Consider the following 19,895-nt stretch of genomic DNA (forward strand, 5'->3'; position numbering starts at 1 on the left):
CGAGGGTCACGGTATCCCGACCCGCAGCCGCGCGGCCGACACCGTGGCCGGATACACCGGAACGGAGACGCTCGGATCGTCGAGGCAACGGCCGGTGCGCAGGTCGAAGACCTGCTTGTAGACCGGCGACGCGACCGTCGGGACGCCCCCGCGATCGCCGACGATGCCCCGCGAGAGCACCGCGGCGCCGGAGAACGGATCGTGGTTGCCGATCGCGTGCACCACCCCGTCGTGCATCAGGAACACGGCCACCTGCACACCGCCGACGAGCGCGGCGACACCGCGTTCGGGCAGCAGCCGCGCGAGCGGGCACACGTCGACCCAGGTCGGGTCGGGCAGCAGCATGGTCATACCCGCACCCCCGGCAGGCCGAGCACCACCGGCGCCGGCACCGGCTGCCCGCGTTCGGTGACGAAGGCGATGGTCGGGTCGGGCGTCTCCGGCGCGTTGACGAACGAGGCGAAGCGCTCCAGCTTCACCGGGTCGTCCAGCACGCCGCGCCACTCGTCGGCGTAGCTGCCCACGTGGGCGTCCATGGCTGCCTCCAGGTCGGCGCAGATGCCGAGGCTGTCGTCGACGATGACGGCGCGCAGGTGATCGAGCCCGCCGTCCATGGCCTCGATCCAGGGCGCGGTGCGCTGCAGCCGGTCGGCGGTGCGGATGTAGAACATGAGGAAGCGGTCGATGACCCTGATCAGCGTGTCGGTGTCCAGATCGGACACGAGCAGGTCGGCGTGGCGCGGCGTGAAGCCGCCGTTGCCGCCGACGTAGAGGTTCCAGCCGTTCTCGGTGGCGATCACCCCGAAGTCCTTCGACCGCGCCTCGGCACACTCGCGGGCACACCCGGACACCCCGGACTTGATCTTGTGCGGCGCGCGCAGCCCCCGGTAGCGCAGCTCCAGCGCGATCGCCAGCCCGACGGAGTCCTGCACGCCGAAGCGGCACCACGTGGTGCCGACGCACGACTTCACCGTGCGCAGCGCCTTGCCGTAGGCGTGACCGGACTCGAAGCCCGCGTCGACGAGGCGGCGCCAGATCGCCGGGAGCTGCTCGACGCGCGCGCCGAACAGGTCGATGCGCTGCCCTCCGGTGATCTTGGTGTAGAGGTCGAAGTCGCGGGCGACCTCGCCGATCGTGATCAGCCCGGCCGGCGTGATCTCGCCGCCGGGGATCCGCGGCACCACCGAGTACGTGCCGTTGCGCTGCATGTTGGCCAGGAAGTGGTCGTTGGTGTCCTGCAGAGCGGCCTGCTCTCCGCCGAGCACGTGACCGCCCCCCAGCGAGGCGAGGATGGACGCGACGGCGGGCTTGCAGATGTCGCAGCCCCGGCCCGTGCCATGGCGCGCGACGAGCGCCGAGAACGTCCGGATCCCGGTGGCGGCGGCGATCTCGAACAGCTCCGCCCGGCTCTGCGTGAAGTGCTCGCACAGCGCCTTCGAGACCTCGACGCCCTCCTGCACCAGCAGCGTCTTGAGCAGCGGTACGCACGACCCGCAGCTGGTACCCGCGCGCGTGCACGCCTTGATCGCGGGGACGTCGTGCGCGCCGTCGTGGATCGCGGCGCAGATCGCGCCCTTGGTCACCGCGTTGCAGGAGCAGACCTGCGCGGAGTCCGGCAGCGCGTCGGCCCCCAGCTCGACCCCGCCGGGCGCGATGAGCGTCACCGGGTCGGCCGGCAGCGGCGAGCCGACCAGCGGGCGCAGCGTGGCGTAGCGCGACGCGTCGCCGACCAGCACGCCGCCCAGCAGCGTCTGCGCGTCGTCGGACATGACGAGCTTCGCGTACGTTCCCGCGACCGGGTCGTTGATCACCACCTCGAGCGCGCCCGGCGTCGCCGCCTGCGCATCACCGAAGCTGGCGACGTCGACGCCGAGCATCTTGAGCTGCGTCGACATGTCCAGCTCGGCGGGTGTCATGGTGGCGGTGCCGCCGAGCAGCCGGTCGGCCACCACCTCGGCCATCGCGTAGCCGGGCGCGACGAGCCCGTAGGTGCGGCCCTCCAGCGCAGCCACTTCGCCGATCGCCCAGATGTGCTCGTCCGACGTGCGACACCGGGCATCGACGAGCACGCCGCCGCGCTCGCCCAGCGGCAGCCCGGCGGTGCGCGCGAGCGTGTCGGCCGGGCGGATGCCCGCGGAGAACACCACGACGTCGGCGTCGAGCTCGACGCCGTCGGAGAGGGTGGCGAGCAGCCGCCCCCGGTCCCGCGCGATGCCGGTGACCGACACGCCACAGCGGACGGCCAGCTCCGACGACTCGACCAGCCGGCGCAGCAGCGCCCCGCCGCCCTCGTCGACCTGAACGGGCATCAGCCGCGGCGCGATCTCCACCACCTGCGGCGAGAGCCCGAGCGAGCGCAGCGCCTTGGCCGCCTCCAGCCCGAGCAGCCCGCCCCCGACGACCACGGCCGAGCGGCGGCCGGGCCGGGGCAGCGCGACCGCTGCGGCGGCGGCTGCCCTGATCGCGTCCAGATCGTCGAGTGTCCGGTAGACGAAGCAGCCCGGCAGGTCCCGGCCCGCGACGGGTGGCACGAACGGCACCGAGCCGGTGGCGAGCACGAGCGCGTCGTAGTGCAGCTCCCGACCGGCGGCCGTGCGGACCGTGCGCGTCGCGGGGTCGAGCGCGACGGCGGGGTCTCCCAGGTGCCGGGCCACGAGCGGGTCGTCGACATCGGGAAGGGTCAGCTCCTCGGCGCTCACCCCGTCCACGTAGGACGAGAGCGCGACCCGGTCGTAGGCCGCCCGCGTCTCCTCGCCGAGCACGGAGATCCGCCAGCGGCCCTCGACGTCGCGGTCGCGCAGCGCCTGGACGAGCCGGTGCCCGACCATGCCGTTGCCGATCACGAGCAGTTCACGCGTCACCGGGCCGACGGTAAGGAGACGCGGTTACACCCGCGCTCCCCTTCGTGACATCGGCGTAACACGGTTCGCACATCGGCCACCCGCGACCGTGAACCCCGGCGACTACCGTCCACGCGGTGACCACCGCCACTCCCGTCACGCTGATCGCCGTCGCGAAGGCGGCAGGCGTGTCGAAGACCACCGCGTCCGACGCCCTGCGCCGGTCCGGGCGGGTCTCGGAGGCCACCCGCGTGCTCGTCGCCGAGACGGCCGCGCGGCTGGGCTACTCCCCCAACCGCGCGGCGCAGTCGTTGCGCTCGGCCACCACGGCCACGATCGGCCTGCACGTGCCCGAGATCGTCACGCGCTCGGAGTACTACATGTCCTTCGTGTTCGGCGTCGTCGACGAGGCCACCCGGCACGAGCACGACGTCACGCTGCTCACCGCGCGACGGGCCAGCGGGCTGCGCGTGGACGGGCTGGTGCTCGCCGACCCGCTGGCCGCCGATCCCGTCGTGCACGCGCTCATGGACGCAGCGGTGCCGGTGGTCACCTGCGAGCGCTTCCTCGGCGACGCCCGGGCGGCGGGCATCGTCGCGTCCGACCACGCGGCGGTGCTCACCGTCCTGCTCGACCAGCTCCACGCGGCCGGCGCCCGCCGGCCCGCGCTGATCGCGTCGACGGCGCTGGGCGACTGGGGCGCCAGCCTGCAGCGCGCCTTCCGGGAGTGGTGCGGGCGCACCGGCGTGCGCGTCCTGCAGCGGGAACCGGCCTTCGGCTCGGCGCCCGCGGCCACCGCCGACTGCGTGCGCGCGCTGCTCCCCGCCGACCCCGACCTGGACGCGCTGATCTGCGCCCCCGACGGGTCCGCGGCAGCCGCGCTGCCCGCGCTGCGCGATGCCGGCCGCGTCGTCGGGACGGACGTGCTGGTCGCCTCCTGCGTCGACGGCCCCGCTCTGCTGCTCACCGACCCGCCGGTCACCGCGATCGACCTGCACCCGCGCGAGGCGGGCGCGGCCTGTGCGCGGCTGCTGTTCGACCTGCTGGACGGGTCGGCCGCGGCCGGCACCGTCCGCGAGCTGGAGATCGGCGTGCACCGCCGCCGCTCGACGACCCCCGGCTGAGCGGCCCTCTTCCGACATTACTTGCTTCGGTGAAACAACTCTTTTGTATTTGCTTCATGCCAGCAAGCAAAGACGACGCTGCGGCGCTGAGCCGCACCGTGACCCGCATGCTCGACGCCACCCGGCGCGGGCAGTCCCGGGCCTACGACCCGGTACGGGTCGGCATCCTCTCCGTCGTCGTCGAGCAGGGACCGCTGCGTCCCGGCGCCATCGCCGAGGAGCTCGACGTCCTGCCGTCCTCGGCCACGCGGCACGTCCAGGCGCTGCAGGATGCCGGGCTGGTCAGCATCGCGGTCGACCCCACCGACCGGCGCGCCTCCCTCATCGAGGCCACCGACGCCGGACGCGAGCAGGCCGCCCAGTTCGGCGCCACGGGGACCGAGGTCTTCCACGCCGTGGTGGCCGACTGGCCGGCCGCCGACGTCGTCGCGCTCACCGCCCTTCTCGACCGGCTCATCGACGCCTGGGCAGCGCGCGGCGCGGAGCAGCAGCGGGCCGCGCGCACGCGGCGGCGCTTCGACTGGAGCGAGAGCTGATCACCCACGAACCCAAAGGGAACTGCCATGTCCGAGAACCTCCACGTGATCATCGCGGGCGGCGGCATCGGCGGGCTCGCGCTCGCCCAGGGCCTGCGCCGGGCCGGGGTCGGCGTCGCGGTGTACGAGCGCGACCGCCACCGCACCGACCGGGTGCAGGGATCCGCATCCACATCAGCCCGCACGGCAGCCGGGCCCTGCACGAGCTGCTGCCACCCGGGCTGTTCGACGCGCTCGTCGCCACCAGCGGCAGGCGCGGCAACGAGTACCGGTTCCTCACCGAGCAGGGCACGGAGCTGCTGCACCTCGACGAGTCGATCACCACCGGCGGCGCGACGCAGCGGTCGGAGTCCCACTACGGCGTCAGCCGGATCACCCTGCGCCAGATCCTGCTCACCGGCCTCGACGACGTCGTGGCTTTCGACAAGGAGTTCGAGCGGCTACGAGCACGGACCCGACGGCCGGATCACCGCGCACTTCGCCGACGACAGCACCGCGACCGGCGACGTGCTGGTGGGCGCGGACGGCGGCAACTCGCTGGTCCGCGCGCAGTACCTGCCGCACGCGCGCCGGGTGGACACCGGGATCGTCACGATCGCCGGCAAGTACGCGCTCACCGACGAGACCCGCCGCACCCTCCCCACCGCCTTCCTCGAGGGCCCGGCCGGCGTCATCTCGCCGCACAGCAGCGGCATGTTCGTCGCGCCGCACGAGTTCACGAGCGATCGGGTCGTGCCTGTGGGTGTGGGCGGCAACGACGGTGCCGCCGCGCTGCACCCGGGTGCGCTGTTCGACAACACCCCGCCCTACGTCTTCTGGGCCCATGCTGCGAAGCGTGCGGACTACCCCACCGACCGGCCGCTGGAGTCGCTGACCGGCGCGGAGCTGCACGCGCTCGCCCGAACCGTGACGAGCGGTTGGGGCGAGCGGCTGCGCGACCTCGTGGCCGGCACCGACACCGACACCGACACGGTCGTGCTGATCCCGATCAGCACGACCGAGCCGGTCGACACGCTGCTCGGCGACGCCATCCACAGCATGACGCCGTTCCGGGGCGTCGGCGCCAACACCGCGCTGCGCGACGCACAGGCACTGCGCCGCGCGCTGGTCGCGACCGACCTCGGGGAGGCGCCCCTGCTCGACGGGATCCACGCCTACGAGACCGCGATGCGCGACTACGGCTTCGAGGCGGTGCGTGCCTCGCTCGCCGCGGCGCGGCTGGCCGTCTCGGGCAACGGGATCGGGCGGGTCATGGGCCGGACGGCGTTCCGCGCGATGAACGCGATCCCGGCGCTGAAGCGCAAGGCGTTCGCGGGGTTCGGGGACGGGTGAGCGGCGGAGGCCCCGTCGGCGGCCCCGTCCGTCGTGACTGGTTGGCGCGGTGGGGACCGGGGGCTACCGCAGCCGCGGGGTTCTCGTTGCAAGAGCCCGCCGCGCCGGGCGAGTGATCAACGCCCACAGGTTCCGGTTCGATCATGAGCCAGTGCGCGCTCGACCGCCGGCACGAAGATCACCCGCACCGCAGCGCCCCACGCCGGGCCCTCCTGTGCGCCTCGGCGAGCATGATCCGCGCGAGCCGCACCACAGCGCCGTCCCGAGGACCGCGGGGTGCGGCTCGTCCGCGCCGGGTGACTGTGGTGCCCTCCCGCCGACCTGGCCCTCTCTGTCAAGAAAGGGCCCGATCATGCGCCCGCCCCACGCGCAGCCACCCCGCCACCTCGATGCCACATTCCCAAGCCTGCGCGTGGGGCGGGCGCGTGATAGCCCGTCAGGGAGGTCGGCGGGAGGGCACAACCCCCTCCTGTTGATCTGCCGGCCCGGCGAGGGCGCCGTAGCGCGGGGCACGCCCCCCACCCGCAACCGACGTCCCGGTTCTCAGCTTTCATGGCGGCCGAAGGCCATGACGGACTTTCCTGCCATCCCTGAGCGCGGGTCCGCCTCACCCCGCCAGCCCCGCCAGCGCCTTCGCCAACCGCGCCGTCCGCCCGGCCGGCGTCCGGGCCTTGAGCAGCCCGAGGATCACCGCGTACCGGTTGGTGCGGTCGAGCTGCTCGAAGGCGCGCCGCGCCGCGGGGTCGGCGTCCAGCGCGGCCGCGAGGTCCGGCGGCACGGTGGCCTCCTTCTGCGACGCGTACGCCGCCTCCCAGCGCCCGTCCGCCTTCGCCGCGTCGACCTCCGCGATGCCGGCAGGCTGCATCCGTCCCGCGGCGAAGAGCACCTCCACCTTCGCGACATTGATCTTCGACCAGGCCCCGCCCGCCCGGCGGCGCGAGTACCGCTGGACGTAGTGCGCCGCGTCGCCGCCCCGGCGCCGGCTGTCGATCCACCCGAAGCACAGCGCGACGTCGAGGGCCTCGGTCAGCGTCAGCGTCCGCATCGCCGACCCCTTCTTCGCGATCTTCAGCCACACGTCGGCCGCCGTGTCGTGGTGCTCGGACAGCCACGCCAGCCACTCGTCAGCGGTCTCGAAGGCCACGCTCTCCACGTCCATGCACCCAGTCTCCCGGGAAAAGTGCGCATGTACTGAGCACGTTAAGCACGAGCTTGCCGCGACCACGGCGGGTCACCGACCCTGCTCACTCTCCGCACTCAAAATAATCGCGGAAATGTTTGCATGTGTGAACGCCGGCCCGCTCAGACGCCCGCGTGCGCCGGCCGCGGGTGCGCCGACCCCACGGTCGAGACAGCGCGCAGGTACACGACGTAGGTGACCACGGCGCACACCACGTAGAACGCGAGGAAGGACCAGTAGGCCGGGTCACCGGACTTGGCGACGAGGAAGGACTGGCGGAACGCCAGGTTGATGAACAGCCCGCCCAGCGCGCCGATCGCGCCCGCGACGCCGATCACCGCCCCCGACACGCGACGGGCCCGCAGCAGCGCCGACTGCTCGTCGGTGCCACCGGCGATGGCCGCGGTGGCCTGGGCCCGGAAGATCGCCGGGATCATCTTGTACGTCGATCCGTTGCCCAGCCCGCTCAGCACGAACAGCAGCACGAACCCGGTGGTGAACAGCCCGAGCGAGCCCATCGCGGACGCCGCGATGATCACCGCGGTGGCCACGACCATCGCGATGAAGGTCCAGAACGTCACCCGCGCCCCGCCCATGCGGTCGGCGAGCCTGCCCCCGACCGGGCGGATCAACGAGCCCAGCAGCGGTCCGATGAACGTGACGGCCGCGGCCTGCAGCGGGGTCCGCCCGAACTGGTTCTGCAGCACCAGGCCGAACGCGAAGCTGTAGCCGATGAACGAGCCGAACGTTCCGATGTACAGGAACGACATCACCCACGTCTGGCGCTCCCGGAGCGACTCGAGGAAGGCACCCGTGTCGTTGCGCACCGACGACAGGTTGTCCATCGAGACGGCCGCGAGCACCGCGGCCAGCACGATCAGCGGGATGTAGATCACCAGCAGGGTCCGCGGCGCCGCGATGCCCGCGGTGGCGATGACCAGCAGCCCGACCAGCTGGATCACCGGCACCCCGATGTTGCCGCCGCCCGCGTTGAGGCCGAGTGCCCAGCCCTTGCGGGACTCCGGGTAGAACGTGTTGATGTTGGCCATGGACGAGGCGAAGTTGCCGCCGCCCAGCCCGCCCACCGCAGCGACGGCGATGAACACTCCGTAGGACGTGCCCGGCTGCATGACGATCGCGGCGAGGATCGTCGGGATCAGCAGCAGCGCCGCGCTGATGATCGTCCAGTTGCGGCCGCCGAAGCGCGCCACGGCGAACGTGTAGGGCAGCCGCAGCACGGCGCCGACCAGGGTGGGAACCGCGACGAGGAAGAACTTGCCTGCCGCGTCGATGCCGTACTCGGGGCCCATGAACAGGACCAGCACCGACCACATCGTCCAGATCGAGAAGCCGATGTGCTCGCAGAGGATCGAGAACCACAGGTTGCGGTTGGCGATCCGGGCACCGGTGCGTTCCCAGAACCCGGCGTCCTCAGGGTTCCATTCGTCGATCCAGCGCCCGCGGAGCGGGGACCGGGTGGGCGGGGGCTGGGCTGCGGTCGTGGTCACGCGCCCACGCTAGGAACAGGCGGTTACCGGGTCGCGGTCGGTGTGTGACGGCGACGCAACACTGATCGCACGGCCGGGCCGAGCCCCCTGTGAGCTGCTCAGACGAGCGTGGCGACGAGATCGGCAGCGCGCTGCAGGCCCGCCAACGTGCTCGGCGACGCGTCCGGGTGCTGCGCGTGCAGCGCCAGGCGGTGCAGCACGGCCCGCAGCAACACCTGCGGCCATTCGGCGAGATGGTCCCAGCGGCGCAGCAGCGACTCGTCGGCTCCGCCCCAGGCCAGCGCATCCACCACGACCACGGCGGCCGCCCACTCCTTCGGCCGCCAGCACGGCACCAGGTCGATCACGGCCGGGACGCCGTCCTCGTCGAAGAGCACCGCACCGAACAGCTCCGGGTGCACCACCTGCGACGCGAGCCGGATCGGCTCCCGGTGCGCGGCGAGCCGCGTGTAGATGTCGCCACCGCCGGCAGCGTCCAACGTGATCCACTGCTCGCCGAAGGCCGCAGCGGCCGAACGGCCGAGCAGGTCGTCGTCGTCGAGCAACCGCGGCCGCTCGACGGCGACGGTGGCCGCGTGCAGCCGCAGGCTCGCCTCGACCACGGCGTCGTAGCGGGGTTCCAGGGTGCCGGCCACGAACCGGCTCGCCGCCCAGCCGCCGACCACCCAGCGCCCGTCGGACGAACGCACCGGGCGAGCGATCCGCAGACCGTCGACCTCCAGGCCGTCCAGCACACCTGCCGACCACGCGGCGACCGCGTTGTCGGGCACGGCACGGATCAGGACGTCGTCGCAGTGCCACGCCCGGCGCCCGGCCCACACGACCGGCTTCGGCTCGCTGTCCTTCACGCCGAACGCCGTGCGGACGTGCGGAGGGAGCGCGGCTCCTGACGGGCCTGCGGGCGCGCGGACGGGGGCAGTTGTCACGGTCAGGCACGCTACCTGCGTCGCAGCGCCGATCGAGGCTGCCACGCGGAGAGCGATGCCACCTGTGCGGTGGCTTCAGCCCTCGCTGCCCGACCCGACCGACACCGTCTGGCGCTCACCGTCCGGCGACACCCGGGTGGCCGTGAAGCCGCCGTCGCCCGTTGAGGTGAACGTGCTCGTGCCCGAGCTGTCGCTGCGCGTCATCGTGGTGCCACCGCTGCCATTGCGGCTCACGTTCACCTGCGACGTGCTGTCGGCATCGGATCCGTTGTTGTTGTTGCGCGTGGTCGTGTTGCCGGTCGAGCTGGCACCGGACGTGTCGGTGGAGGTCGGCTGGGTGGTGGTCTGTGACCGCTGCGTGGTGCGCTGCTTCTTCGACTGCGGTGTGGACGTGGTGGTGGACGTGGTGGTGGGCGCGGGAGTGACCGACGTGGCATCCGAGCCGGAGCCGGCAGTGGAGCCCGTGGAGTCGGCCGAGCCCGAGCCTCCCGACTGGCCCCCGGCGGTCAACCAGCTCGGCAGCTGTGTGTACTGCGTGGAGTTCTGGGGCGTCGAGTTCTGGCTCTTCGGCTGCGGTGTGCTCGACCGGGTGCCCGATGTCGGGCTGGTCTGCGGTGTCGCGGAGCGGGCGGTGGAGCTGCCTCCCGAGGACGGGGCAGGGTTGCCCTGCGCCGCCAGCGCCGCATCCAGCATCGGCGCCGCGACGGACCCACCGGGCACCGACGAGACCACCGAACGCGCTGTCTGCGCATCCTGCGCGGAGACACCGCCACCCGACGAGGACCGCGGAGCCGGGATGGTGGCCTGCGGTGCCGGAGCCGCCTGCGGGACGGCAGCCTTCGGAGCTGCGGCTTTCGGGGCAGCAGGCTTGGGCGCAGCCGGTTTGGGGGCAGCGGGTTTGGGGGCAGCGGGCTTGGGGGCAGCGGGTTTGGGGGCAGCGGGTTTAGGGGCAGCCGGCTTGGCAGCGTCAGCCTTCTGCGGTTCGGGCTTGGACGCATCGGCCTTGGAAGCATCGGCCTTCGGCGACGCCCCGGTGTCACCGCCCCCGAGCAACCCGCCGACGGCACCGACGAGGCCACCGTTCGTCGACGCGTTGCCCTTGCCGGCGTCGGCGCCGGCCGGTGCCGCCTTACCGTCGGCAGGCGACGTGGGCTTCGGGTCGGCCTTCGCCTGCCCGCCGGAGCCGGTGAGCGCCCCGCCCAGCTGCTCGACCAGTCCCTTCCCCGCAGGCTTGGAGTCTGCCTTCGGGGCTGCCGGCTTGGGCGCCTCCGGCTTCGATGCCGGCGGCTTGGGGGCTTCCGGCTTGGCTGCCTGAACCTTCGGCGCCTGGACCTTGGACGCGTCGGGCTTGGACGCATCCGGCTTGGGTGCGTCCGGCTTGGACGGGCCCGAACCGCCGCCCAGCAGGCCGCCGACGGTGCCGAGCAGGTTGCCCACCGGCCCGCCACCCGGTGCTGCGGCGCGCGCGCTGTCGGGACGCTCCTGCGACTCGTCGCGAGGTCCGCGCGGGTCGGGGGGCGCGCTCTGGGTGATGTCGGAGCGTTCGCGGCCCTGCCCCTCCCGACCGGCGATCACGTCGGGACGCGTCGGCTGCTGGGTGGGGGTGGGCGCGTCGGGCTTGCCGTCGCGCTTGATGACGTCGAGCACCTTGTTGGCGACGGTCGTGGTCTCGTCCCCGTCGTTGGGCAACGGTGCCTTCGCCGCGTTCTGCACGTTGTTCTGCAGGCTCGCGAGCTCGGCCTTCTTCGCGTCGAGCTGGCGTTGCCGCAGGTCGCGCTGCTCGTCGAGGGCGGCGATGGCGGCGGCCTGCTCCGGGGAGCGCGTGGTCTGGGCGGGCGTATCGCCGAGCGCCTGCTCGACGGCCTTGAGGTGCTGCTCGGAATCGGCGAGGTCGTGCTGCGTGGCGGCGAGCGAGCGGTAGCTGTCGAGCTGTGACTGCAGCGCGGCCTTGCGCCGCTGCAACAGCGCCTTGCGGTCCTGCAGCGCCTTCACCGGGGCCGCCGGGCTGGTGGCCTTCTTGTCGTCGGGGAGCCGGCTCCAGGCCTCCTCGGTCTGCGCGATGGTGTCGAGCTGCCGGTTGACCGCGGTGAGCGTGACCTGCGCCTGGGCGGCCCACTCGGCCTCGGACCGGGCGAGCTGCTCGGCCTGTGCCGGCGCCGAGGACGGTGCGGCGTCGGAGGCGGCCACGGCGTAGCCGCCGGCGAGGATGCCCGCGGCACCCAGTACGGCGATGGCCCGCCGCCTGCGGGGATGGCCACCGGCGGCCCGGCGCGGTGGCCGGCGCGAGCGACGCGGCGGGATGGGCGGGCTCGCCGCGGTGGAGCTCGCCCGGGCAGCCGGCGCGGGCGGCGCGGCGGGCAGGTCCGCGGGTCGGCCGGGACGCAGCGTCGGTGGCGCCTCGTCCTCCGGTTCCCGCAGCCAGGGCAGGGCAGAGCTGAGCCGCGCCTGCTGCTCGGGTTGCATCGACGCTCGCCGAGCCTGCCGTGCGGCAGCACGATGTGCGGCCGTGCAGTAGCGGCGGGCCGGCCGGCCCGGAATGTCCTCGATCAGGACAAAGCATCCGGGCAGAGCACAGCGCCTCGCAGTGTCGTCCACCAGTGCGACCCCCATCGCCGGGTTACGGAGTCCCGTCGGATTGACGATGGCACTCCGTCAGGCCACCGTGGCTGCGCGATGCGCCCCCGACCCCGCGGCGCCGCATGATCGGTCTTGATCTTTCAGGGAACGGAACGCTACCCGGCCGGGTGAAGACTTGTCACTGCTCCAAGTGGAGATCAATGCCTGGTCAGGGTCACGCTGCGTACATCTTGGACGATCTTGTCACGCAGCGTGAGACGGTCCTGCCGGCCGTGGGGCCGCTCCAGCTAACGGGCTCGGCGGCATGCACCGTCAGCGACCGGCGAACGGGCGCGGCCCGCGGACGGCGGCGGGGGCGTGCCGGTCGGCGCCTGCGGGCCGGTAAGCAGGCCGGTAGCCACCGTGCGAGGGGAGCCGGCGCGAGCGTGGCGCCGGCCGTCGCACACGGTGGCCGTGGAGCGTGTCCCACATCACGTTCGATGCTGCGCAACAGCGCACCATCAGGACGCCCGGGTCACGACGTCGCCGTTCTGGTCGATCACCAGTGCCCGGGCTGTCGGCAGCGCCGCGTCACGCCGCTGCCGGGCCGCCCTCGCCGCTTCGGCCCGCTCGGCCAGCTCGCGGCGCTGGGCCGCGATCCGGCGCTCCCGCTGCCGGGTGCTGGCCTCCTGGACCCCCACTCCGATCGCCATCCCGACCAGGAACGCGAGGCCGGTGACGATCAGGAGGATCGTTCCGGTCATCGCTATCACCTCCTCACGTGCCGCTGGGAGCGGCACACCCCGAGGAGATCACGCGGACCCGGTCGCACCCCGGTTGAGAACAGGTCATCGGCCGGGCACGATCAGGTCATGGCCGCCGCACCGCACGACCCCGTGGTGCTGCCGGTGGCCGACGGCGAGCGCCATGAACGGCTCAGCGCCGAGCTGCGGGTGCTGCGGGTGGAGGGGCTGGCCAGGGCGCGCGACATCGCCATCCCGTTCCTCACCGACGCCGCGTCCGATCTCGGGCACCTCGACGACGGCAAACCGATCGGCGAGGCCGTCGAGAGCCTGCTGCGCTCCGCGGTGGACCGCCTCGGTGAGAGCCGAGAGGCGCACGCGGCGCTGCAGACGTTCGGGTTGGCGCGCGGCACCAAGCTGCGTCCCGCCACCGACCGTCGCAAGGCCGCCGCGCAGGCCCAGGGCGTCAGCGTGGAGCGGTTCCGCAAGGGCTACGAGCAGCAGATCCTCTCCGCACTCGCCGACGAGATGCTCTCGATGATCGCCTTCGCGCAGCTGAGCCACATCCGGCCGGATCCGATCACCGCGCCCGTCCCCGTCTTCACGACGCGGGAGCACCGGGTGCCGGAGGTGATGGCCGCCGCGCGCAAGACGGCCGACTGGGACCTCGTCGAGCGGGTCTACCGTCAGTGCGTCGATATCGCGGGCGACCAGCACGCGCACTTCGTCCCCGAGGGCATCGTCGGCTTCCTCGCGGAGTCCTTCGGGCGGATCGCGGCCAACTACTACGGGCGCGAGGACGAGCTCGTGCTGCACGCGCTCGCGATCCTGGGCAACATCGACCGCTCCGAGACGATCTCGCCCGCGCTGTTCGAGCGGCTCTACAGCGACAGCCGGTTCGACCGGTTCCGGCCCTACGCCGGCCCGGCGGGGCGGCGGCCGCGACCGTTCGAGTCGCTGGTGGAGACGGCGCGGCGCTACCGCGACGTCAACGCGTTGCGCCGGGTGCTCTCCGGAGTGCCGACGGCGGGCATCCTGGGCGGCTCGGTGAACTACGGCCGTTTCTTCACGGTGCGCGGGGCGCGGCCCGACGACCGCGCGTCCGACCTGGACCTGATGGTGGTGCTCCCGCACTACGGCCTGCTCGACAACGCGATCGCGGCGCTGCACGGCGTGGCGGCGGCCGCACGCGCGGACGTGGCGGCGATGGCCGAGCGGGCGCGCACGTTCGCCACGCACGGCCTCGATGACGGCCGCACGGTGTTCGCCCACAAGATCACGATGTGGGCCGACGACGCCGACCCGGTGATGGCCTGGGCGCCGAACGCCGGCGAGTACCGCCTCGACCTGCGGTTCGTCTCGCTCGACGCCCTCGACTGGCTGCTCGTGGCCGACACCCCGAAGCTCAACGAGGGCTCGGCCGGGCGCGGACGTTCGGTGCTGGAGTTCTGCCAGCCCGGATCGTCTCCGGAGGATCACCAGCGCAGCTTCTCCGGCCGCGCGCTGCACACGCTGCACGAGTCCAGCGAGCTGCCGGGTGGGCTGCTGCGCAGCTCCCGGGTCTACACGATCGACGGCGACGACGAGCGCTACTACCCGGGGGTCCTGCAGAACCTCGTGCTGCCGCGGTTCGCGCAGCGCTGGGAGTCGGTGCCGATCAACGGCAGGCTCGAGGCGTTCCGCTGGAAGGTGATCGAGCGGCTGCGCTACGAGCGTCGCAACCGCCCCTACGAGCTGCTGCGCATGAGCCACGCCCACACCCGCTCGGAACACTTCGCGCCGTGGGTGCTGCGCACGGTGGACGGCACCGACTGACCGACGGGGTTCAGCGCAGGACGGGCTCCAACGGGTAGGCGACGCCGTCGACGGGTGGGGCGGGCATCGTGCCGGAGCCGTCGGGCACGGGTACGGCCGCGAGCAGCGCCTGCGTGTACGGGTGCTGCGGGTCGTCCCAGATCGCCTGCGCGGGGCCGGACTCCACCACCCGTCCCCGGTACATGACGACGAGCCGGTCGGCGATCAGCCGCACCACCGACAGGTCGTGGGAGATGAACAGCAGCCCGGCGCCGCTGTCGACGGCGAGGTCGCGCATCAGCGCCGCCACGATCGCCTGCGTCGACGCGTCGAGTGCGGAGATGGGCTCGTCGCCGATCAGCAGGTCCGGCCGCGCTGCCAGTGCCCTGGCGATGGCGATGCGCTGGCGCTGGCCACCGGAGAACTCGTGCGGGAAGCGCCGCGCGGCGTCGGGCTCCAGCCCGACGCGCACCAGCCAGTCGGCCGGATCCGGCGCCTCGGCGCCGCGGGCGAGCGCCGCGCGGACACCCTCCCCGATCTGCGCCCCGACCTGGCGTCGCGGGTGCAGCGACGCGTACGGGTCCTGGAACACCATCTGGATCCGGGTCAGCTCCGCCGGACGGCGCCGCAGGCCGAGCGGCGGCACGTCCATCCCGTCGAACGTGACGGTGCCCGCGGCCGGCTTCACGAGCCCGCACACGCTGCGTGCGATCGTCGACTTGCCGCAGCCCGACTCCCCCACCAGCCCGACGACCTGCCCCGCGGTGACGGTCAGGTCGACGCCGTCCACCGCCCGCACCGGCGGCCGGCCGCGGTAGATCACCTGCAGGCCCGCCACGTCCAGCAGGGGACTCACAACTCCTCCAGCGCGCGCACGTCATCGAGGGTCTGCACGCCGCCGGCGGCGCCGGGCAGGCTGGCCAGCAGCGACGCCGTGTAGGGGTGCGCGGGCGCGGTGAACACCTGGAACCGGTCGCCGTTCTCCACGACCTCACCGCTACGCATCACGGCGACGCGATCGGCGATCGCGCTCATCACGCCCAGGTCGTGCGTCACGAGCAGCACGGCCAGCCCCATCTCCGAGGCCAGGTCGCGCAGCAGGTGCAGCACCCCCGCCTGGACGGTGACGTCGAGCGCGGTGGTCGGCTCGTCGGCGATCAAAACCTTCGGCGAGCAGGCCAGCGCGATCGCGATCGCGATGCGCTGGCGCTGGCCACCGGAGAACTGGTGCGGGAACCGCCGCAGCGCGCTCGCCGGATCGGGGATCCGGACGCGGTCCAGCAACTCGACGGCGCGCTCGCGCGCTGCCGCCCGGCCCAGGCCGAGGTGGTGGCGCAGGTGATCGGTGAGCTGCGCGCCGGCACTGAGCATCGGGTGCAGGCTCGTGGACGGGTCCTGGAACACCATCGCGATCTCCGTGCCGCGCAGCGCGTTGCGCCGCCGCGGCGGCAGTGCCAGCAGGTCCTGCTTGCCATGGGTGATGGCCCCGCCGACGTCGGCGCCTGCCGGGAGCAGCCCCATCACAGCCAGCCCGGTCATCGTCTTGCCAGAGCCCGACTCGCCCGCCAGCCCCTGGATCCGGCCCGCCTCCAGCACGAGGTCGACGCCGCGCAGGATCTGCGCGCCGCGGATGGCGACGGTCAGCCCGGTGATCTCGAGAACGGGCTCGCTCATCGGGTCTCGGCCTTCCCGAGTACCCCCGCGGTGCGCGGGTCGAGAGCGTCACGCAGCGCGTCGCCGAGGAAGTTGAACGCCATCACCACGGTCAGGATCGCGAGTCCGGGGAACACACCCATCCACCACGAGTCGAAGTTCTGGATCGCCGTGGCCACCATCGAGCCCCACTCCGCCGTCGGCGGCTTCGCGCCGAGCCCGAGGAACGACAGCCCCGACAGCAGCAGCGTGGCGGTGCCGATGTCGAGGCTCGCCAGTATCAGCACCGGACCCACCACCATCGGCACGACGTCGGTGCGCAGCGACCGCATGGCCGTGAAGCCGAGCAGCCGATCGGCCAGCACGTAGTCGGCGGTGCGGATGCCGACCACGAGACCGCGGGTGACGCGTGCGTATGCGGGCCACGACACGACGAGCGCCGCGAACACCGCGTTGATCAGGCTCGCGCCCAGCGAAGCCGCCACGACCATCGCGAGGATGACCGTCGGGAACGCCATGACCAGGTCGGTCAGGCGCATCACCGTCTCGTCGACCCAGCGGCCGAAGAACCCGGCGGCCAGGCCGAGGATGCCGCCGATCACCACCGAGAGCCCGACGAGCAGCAGCGCCAGCGGCACGGTGACCTGCGCGCCGGCGAGCACGCGCGTCAGCACGTCGCGACCCAGCTCGTCGGTGCCGAACCAGTGCGCACCGCTGGGAGCTTCCAGGCGCGGGAAGTCCTGGGCGAGCGGGCCGTAGGGCCACAGCACCGGGCCGAGCACCGCGACGAGGATCCACAGCCCCGCCACCACGGCTCCGGTGATGCCCAGCGGCGTGCGCCAGGCCTGCGGGATCCTCTTGCGGAACCGCGCCCGCACCCCACCCGCGCGCAGCGGGTCGCCGACCGTGGCCGTCATGAGACCCGCACCCTCGGGTCGATCGCGCCGTAGAGCAGGTCGACGACCAGGTTGATCACCAGGTAGATGATGCCGACGAACAGCCCGACGCCCATCACCGCGGGCAGGTCCAGGTGCGACGCCGCCTGGTAGGCGTAGGAGCCGAGCCCCGGCCACGAGAAGATCTGCTCGACCATCACCGTGCCCGAGAGCAGCGCACCGAACGCGAGCCCGACGACCGTCAGGATCGGCACCATCGCCGCGCGCAGGACGTACCGGAACAGCACCGTCCGCGCCGGCAGGCCCTTCGCCCGCGCGGAGCGCACGAAGTCCTGGTCGAGCACTTCCAGCACGGCGGAACGGGTGAAGCGGGTGAGCAGCCCGACCGTGTAGAGCGTCAGCACCAGCGTCGGCAGCATCAGGTGCGCGACGGCGTCGGCGAACGTCTCCCACTGGCCCGCGAGCAGGGAGTCGACCGTGTAGAGACCGGTGACGTCGGGCGGCGCCGAGGTCGCGGGCGAGAGCCTTCCCGACCCCGGCGCCAGGTCCAGCTTGAAGGAGAAGACGTAGAACGCGACGAGCGCCAGCCAGAACGTCGGCACCGAGATCCCGACGAGCGACACGACGCGCAGCGCGCTGTCGGCCAGGTGCCCGCGCCGGACCGCGGCGATCACGCCGAAGCCGACGCCGATCAGCACCGACAACACGATGGCGCCGATGGCGATCTCCAGCGTCGCGGGCACGGCCGACTGCAGGTCGGTGAGCACGGAGCGGTGCGTCTGCTGCGACTCGCCGAGATCACCGCGCGTCAGGTTGCCCAGGTAGGTCAGGTACTGGACGGGCAGCGGCTTGTCGAGCCCGTAGTGGGCGCGGTAGGCCGCCACGATCGCCGGGTCCTCGGCCGAGCGCTGGCCGAGGTTGGCCGCCACCGAGTCGCCGGGCACCAGGTTCGTCAGCACGAACGTGATCAGCGTGACGCCGACGATGAGCAGCGCGGAGACGCCCAGCCTGCGCAGCAGGTACCGGGCCAGCGGATGGCCGGCCCGGTACTCGACCTGCTGCGGGGCGCTACTTGGCTCCGATACCGCTGACATCGACCGTCCAGATCGGGTTGTAGCCGGCACCCGTCACGGACTTCGCGGTGACGATGTTGGTGGGCGGCTGCACCAACGGGATGAATGGACCCGAGGCGTTCAGGTCCTCCTGGAACTGCTGGTAGAGCGCGTCGCGCTGCGCGGTGTCGGCCACCGTGGACGCCGCGGTGGCCGCCTTGTCGATGTCCGGGGCCGCCGTGGCCGGCCAGTTGGCGCGCTTGCCGATCAAGCCGCCGGGTGCGAAGGCCAGGTAGTTGGAGGGGTCCGGGAAGTCCGGTCCCCAGTACCAGAGCCCGATCTGCTCCTTGCCGTTGCGGTAGTTGTCCAGTTCGGTGGCCACCGGGGCCGGTGCGAGGTCGACGGCGATGCCGGCCGTGGCCAGCTGCGACTGCAGCTTCTCGGCGAGCGTCTGGAAGCTGAGCCCGTTGAGGGTGAGGTCGCTCGGGTAGGCGAGCTTCGGCTTCTGGCCCGCGACACCGCTGGCGGCGAGATCGGCCTTCGCGCCCTCGACGTCCTGCTTGAGCGCCTTGGCGGGCGGCAGGGTGCCGGCCAGCAGCGACGGGATGACGCCCGCGGGCTGCACCGAGCCCTTGCCCGCCACGCCCAGCAGGCCGGTGTAGTCGATGGCCTTCTTCACGGCCGAGACGTACTTGGCGTTGCTGGTGGCCGGCGAGACGTCGGCGCCCTGGTTGAGGAACAGGAAGATCGTGTAGGCGGACGCCCCGCTGGTGACGGTGACCTTGCTCTGGTCGAGCCCGTTGACCTGGTCACCGGAGAGGTCCACCGCGACCTGCGAGTCGCCCTTCTGGACGTTGAGGACCTGGGTGGCGGCCTTGACGTTGCGGATCACGACGTTGTCGTAGAACGGCTTGGCCGTCCCGTTGTACTTCGGGTTCTTGGTCAGCACCGCCTGGCTGGCGACGTCGAGGGTCTTGAGCAGGTACGGGCCCGAGCCCGCGGACGCGCCGTTGAGGTACTTCTCGGCGCCGTCCTTGTCGTCGGTGGTGCCGCCGTTGGCGGTGACGACCTTGGAGTTGATGATCGACAGCGCCGGGTTGGGCAGGATGAACGGCAGCGCGGCGTTGGGCTTCGCGCTGGTCAGCACGACCGTGGTGGCGTCGGACTTGCTGACGGTCACGCCGTCGAGCAGGAACGACGGGTTGCCCTTCATGCCGATCAGCCGGTTCAGCGAGAACACCACGTCGTCGGCCGTGATCGGGGAGCCGTCGGAGAAGACGCGGCCCTGCGCGAGCGGCAGCGTCAGGGTCTTCGCATCCGGGGACAGCTCGAACGACGCGGCCAGGTCCGGCACCGGCTTCGTGAGGTCGTTGTTCGCGAACGTCAGCAGCGTCTCGTACATGCCCTTGGTGAGCATCTGCCCGGTGAGCTCGTACTCGCGGCCGGGGTCGATCGTCTTGAGGTCGAAACTCGAGTCGAGCACCAGCGTGCCGCCGCCCGTCGCAGAGCCGCCGGAGCCTCCGGAGGAGCCCGAGCCGCAGGCGGCGATACTGAGGGCGGCCGCCAGGCCCGCTGCCGCCAGCACCATCGAACGGCTACGGCCGCGGATGGATATCGGACCGGTCATGTGCACCTCCGCACGCCTGTCGCTGCTCGACGGATTGCACCCGCGGCCAGCATTGTCTGGACGATTCGGCGGTATCATGCTCCACTGGTTTTCAGTTCGTCCAGAGGATGCATGTCACCTTGGACGGA

The 19,895-nt window shown here is 72.4% G+C and carries 16 protein-coding genes; 4 read left to right on the plus strand and 12 right to left on the minus strand.

The features are described from left to right. Positions 1–6: 6 nt before the first annotated feature. A complete protein-coding gene (gene nirD, locus ACFPFQ_RS38755; RefSeq protein WP_379628049.1) occupies positions 7–351 on the minus strand; it encodes a nitrite reductase small subunit NirD in 345 nt (114 codons plus the stop codon). Next, positions 348–2,861 (minus strand): nitrite reductase large subunit NirB, encoded by a 2,514-nt coding sequence (gene nirB / locus ACFPFQ_RS38760; RefSeq protein WP_379628051.1) that lies wholly within the window; start codon positions 2,859–2,861, stop codon positions 348–350. Before nirB ends, nirD begins: the two co-directional genes overlap by 4 nt. A gap of 116 nt (positions 2,862–2,977) precedes the next feature. Here nirB and ACFPFQ_RS38765 point away from each other — a divergent pair, with 116 nt between their 5' ends. From ACFPFQ_RS38765 to ACFPFQ_RS38775, 3 genes are read left to right on the plus strand one after another with little or no spacing between them, the layout of a single operon-like run. Beyond that, positions 2,978–3,964 carry a LacI family DNA-binding transcriptional regulator gene (locus ACFPFQ_RS38765; protein ID WP_379628053.1) on the plus strand — a complete coding sequence of 329 codons (987 nt, stop codon included), beginning with the start codon at positions 2,978–2,980 and terminating at the stop codon, positions 3,962–3,964. Positions 3,965–4,020: 56 nt separating this feature from the next. Beyond that, positions 4,021–4,500, plus strand: coding sequence for a MarR family winged helix-turn-helix transcriptional regulator (locus ACFPFQ_RS38770; protein ID WP_379628055.1), 480 nt, complete (start codon positions 4,021–4,023; stop codon positions 4,498–4,500). A 27-nt stretch (positions 4,501–4,527) separates the two neighbouring features. After that, the gene (locus ACFPFQ_RS38775; RefSeq protein WP_379628057.1) at positions 4,528–5,832 is read left to right on the plus strand and encodes an FAD-dependent oxidoreductase; all 1,305 of its coding nucleotides are present in this window, start codon (positions 4,528–4,530) and stop codon (positions 5,830–5,832) included. 607 nt (positions 5,833–6,439) lie between these two features. Here ACFPFQ_RS38775 and ACFPFQ_RS38780 read toward each other — a convergent pair. The 5 genes from ACFPFQ_RS38780 to ACFPFQ_RS38800 all read right to left on the minus strand — a co-directional run bounded on the left by ACFPFQ_RS38780 (position 6,440) and on the right by ACFPFQ_RS38800 (position 12,766). Next, complete coding sequence (locus ACFPFQ_RS38780; RefSeq protein WP_379628059.1) at positions 6,440–6,991, minus strand: YdeI/OmpD-associated family protein; 552 nt, start codon at positions 6,989–6,991, stop codon at positions 6,440–6,442. A 143-nt stretch (positions 6,992–7,134) separates the two neighbouring features. Continuing rightward, the gene (locus ACFPFQ_RS38785; protein ID WP_379628061.1) at positions 7,135–8,520 is read right to left on the minus strand and encodes a nitrate/nitrite transporter; all 1,386 of its coding nucleotides are present in this window, start codon (positions 8,518–8,520) and stop codon (positions 7,135–7,137) included. Positions 8,521–8,618: 98 nt separating this feature from the next. Beyond that, complete coding sequence (locus tag ACFPFQ_RS38790) at positions 8,619–9,446, minus strand: TIGR02569 family protein (protein ID WP_379628063.1); 828 nt, start codon at positions 9,444–9,446, stop codon at positions 8,619–8,621. 75 nt (positions 9,447–9,521) lie between these two features. Further along, on the minus strand, positions 9,522–11,909 hold the full coding sequence (locus ACFPFQ_RS38795; RefSeq protein ID WP_379628065.1) for a hypothetical protein: 2,388 nt from the start codon (positions 11,907–11,909) through the stop codon (positions 9,522–9,524). A gap of 614 nt (positions 11,910–12,523) precedes the next feature. Then, the gene (locus tag ACFPFQ_RS38800) at positions 12,524–12,766 is read right to left on the minus strand and encodes a hypothetical protein (protein ID WP_379628067.1); all 243 of its coding nucleotides are present in this window, start codon (positions 12,764–12,766) and stop codon (positions 12,524–12,526) included. Between the two features lie 108 nt (positions 12,767–12,874). Between ACFPFQ_RS38800 and ACFPFQ_RS38805 the strand changes: the two genes are divergently transcribed. Beyond that, complete coding sequence (locus ACFPFQ_RS38805; RefSeq protein ID WP_379628069.1) at positions 12,875–14,560, plus strand: hypothetical protein; 1,686 nt, start codon at positions 12,875–12,877, stop codon at positions 14,558–14,560. Positions 14,561–14,570: 10 nt separating this feature from the next. On the opposite strand, the gene ACFPFQ_RS38810 is transcribed toward ACFPFQ_RS38805, so the two are convergent. From ACFPFQ_RS38810 to ACFPFQ_RS38830, 5 genes are read right to left on the minus strand one after another with little or no spacing between them, the layout of a single operon-like run. Further along, entirely contained in the window at positions 14,571–15,395 is an 825-nt protein-coding gene (locus ACFPFQ_RS38810) for an ATP-binding cassette domain-containing protein (protein ID WP_379628071.1), read from the minus strand. Beyond that, entirely contained in the window at positions 15,392–16,213 is an 822-nt protein-coding gene (locus ACFPFQ_RS38815; protein WP_379628073.1) for an ABC transporter ATP-binding protein, read from the minus strand. The genes ACFPFQ_RS38810 and ACFPFQ_RS38815 overlap by 4 nt, the downstream gene beginning before the upstream one ends. Then, positions 16,210–17,109, minus strand: a complete 900-nt coding sequence (locus tag ACFPFQ_RS38820; protein WP_379628075.1) for an ABC transporter permease — start codon at positions 17,107–17,109, stop codon at positions 16,210–16,212. The genes ACFPFQ_RS38815 and ACFPFQ_RS38820 overlap by 4 nt, the downstream gene beginning before the upstream one ends. Beyond that, complete coding sequence (locus tag ACFPFQ_RS38825) at positions 17,106–18,182, minus strand: ABC transporter permease (protein WP_379628077.1); 1,077 nt, start codon at positions 18,180–18,182, stop codon at positions 17,106–17,108. The genes ACFPFQ_RS38820 and ACFPFQ_RS38825 overlap by 4 nt, the downstream gene beginning before the upstream one ends. Beyond that, complete coding sequence (locus ACFPFQ_RS38830) at positions 18,157–19,767, minus strand: ABC transporter substrate-binding protein (RefSeq protein WP_379628079.1); 1,611 nt, start codon at positions 19,765–19,767, stop codon at positions 18,157–18,159. The genes ACFPFQ_RS38825 and ACFPFQ_RS38830 overlap by 26 nt, the downstream gene beginning before the upstream one ends. Positions 19,768–19,895 lie beyond the last annotated feature (128 nt).

The organism is Pseudonocardia sp. GCM10023141, assembly GCF_042653605.1.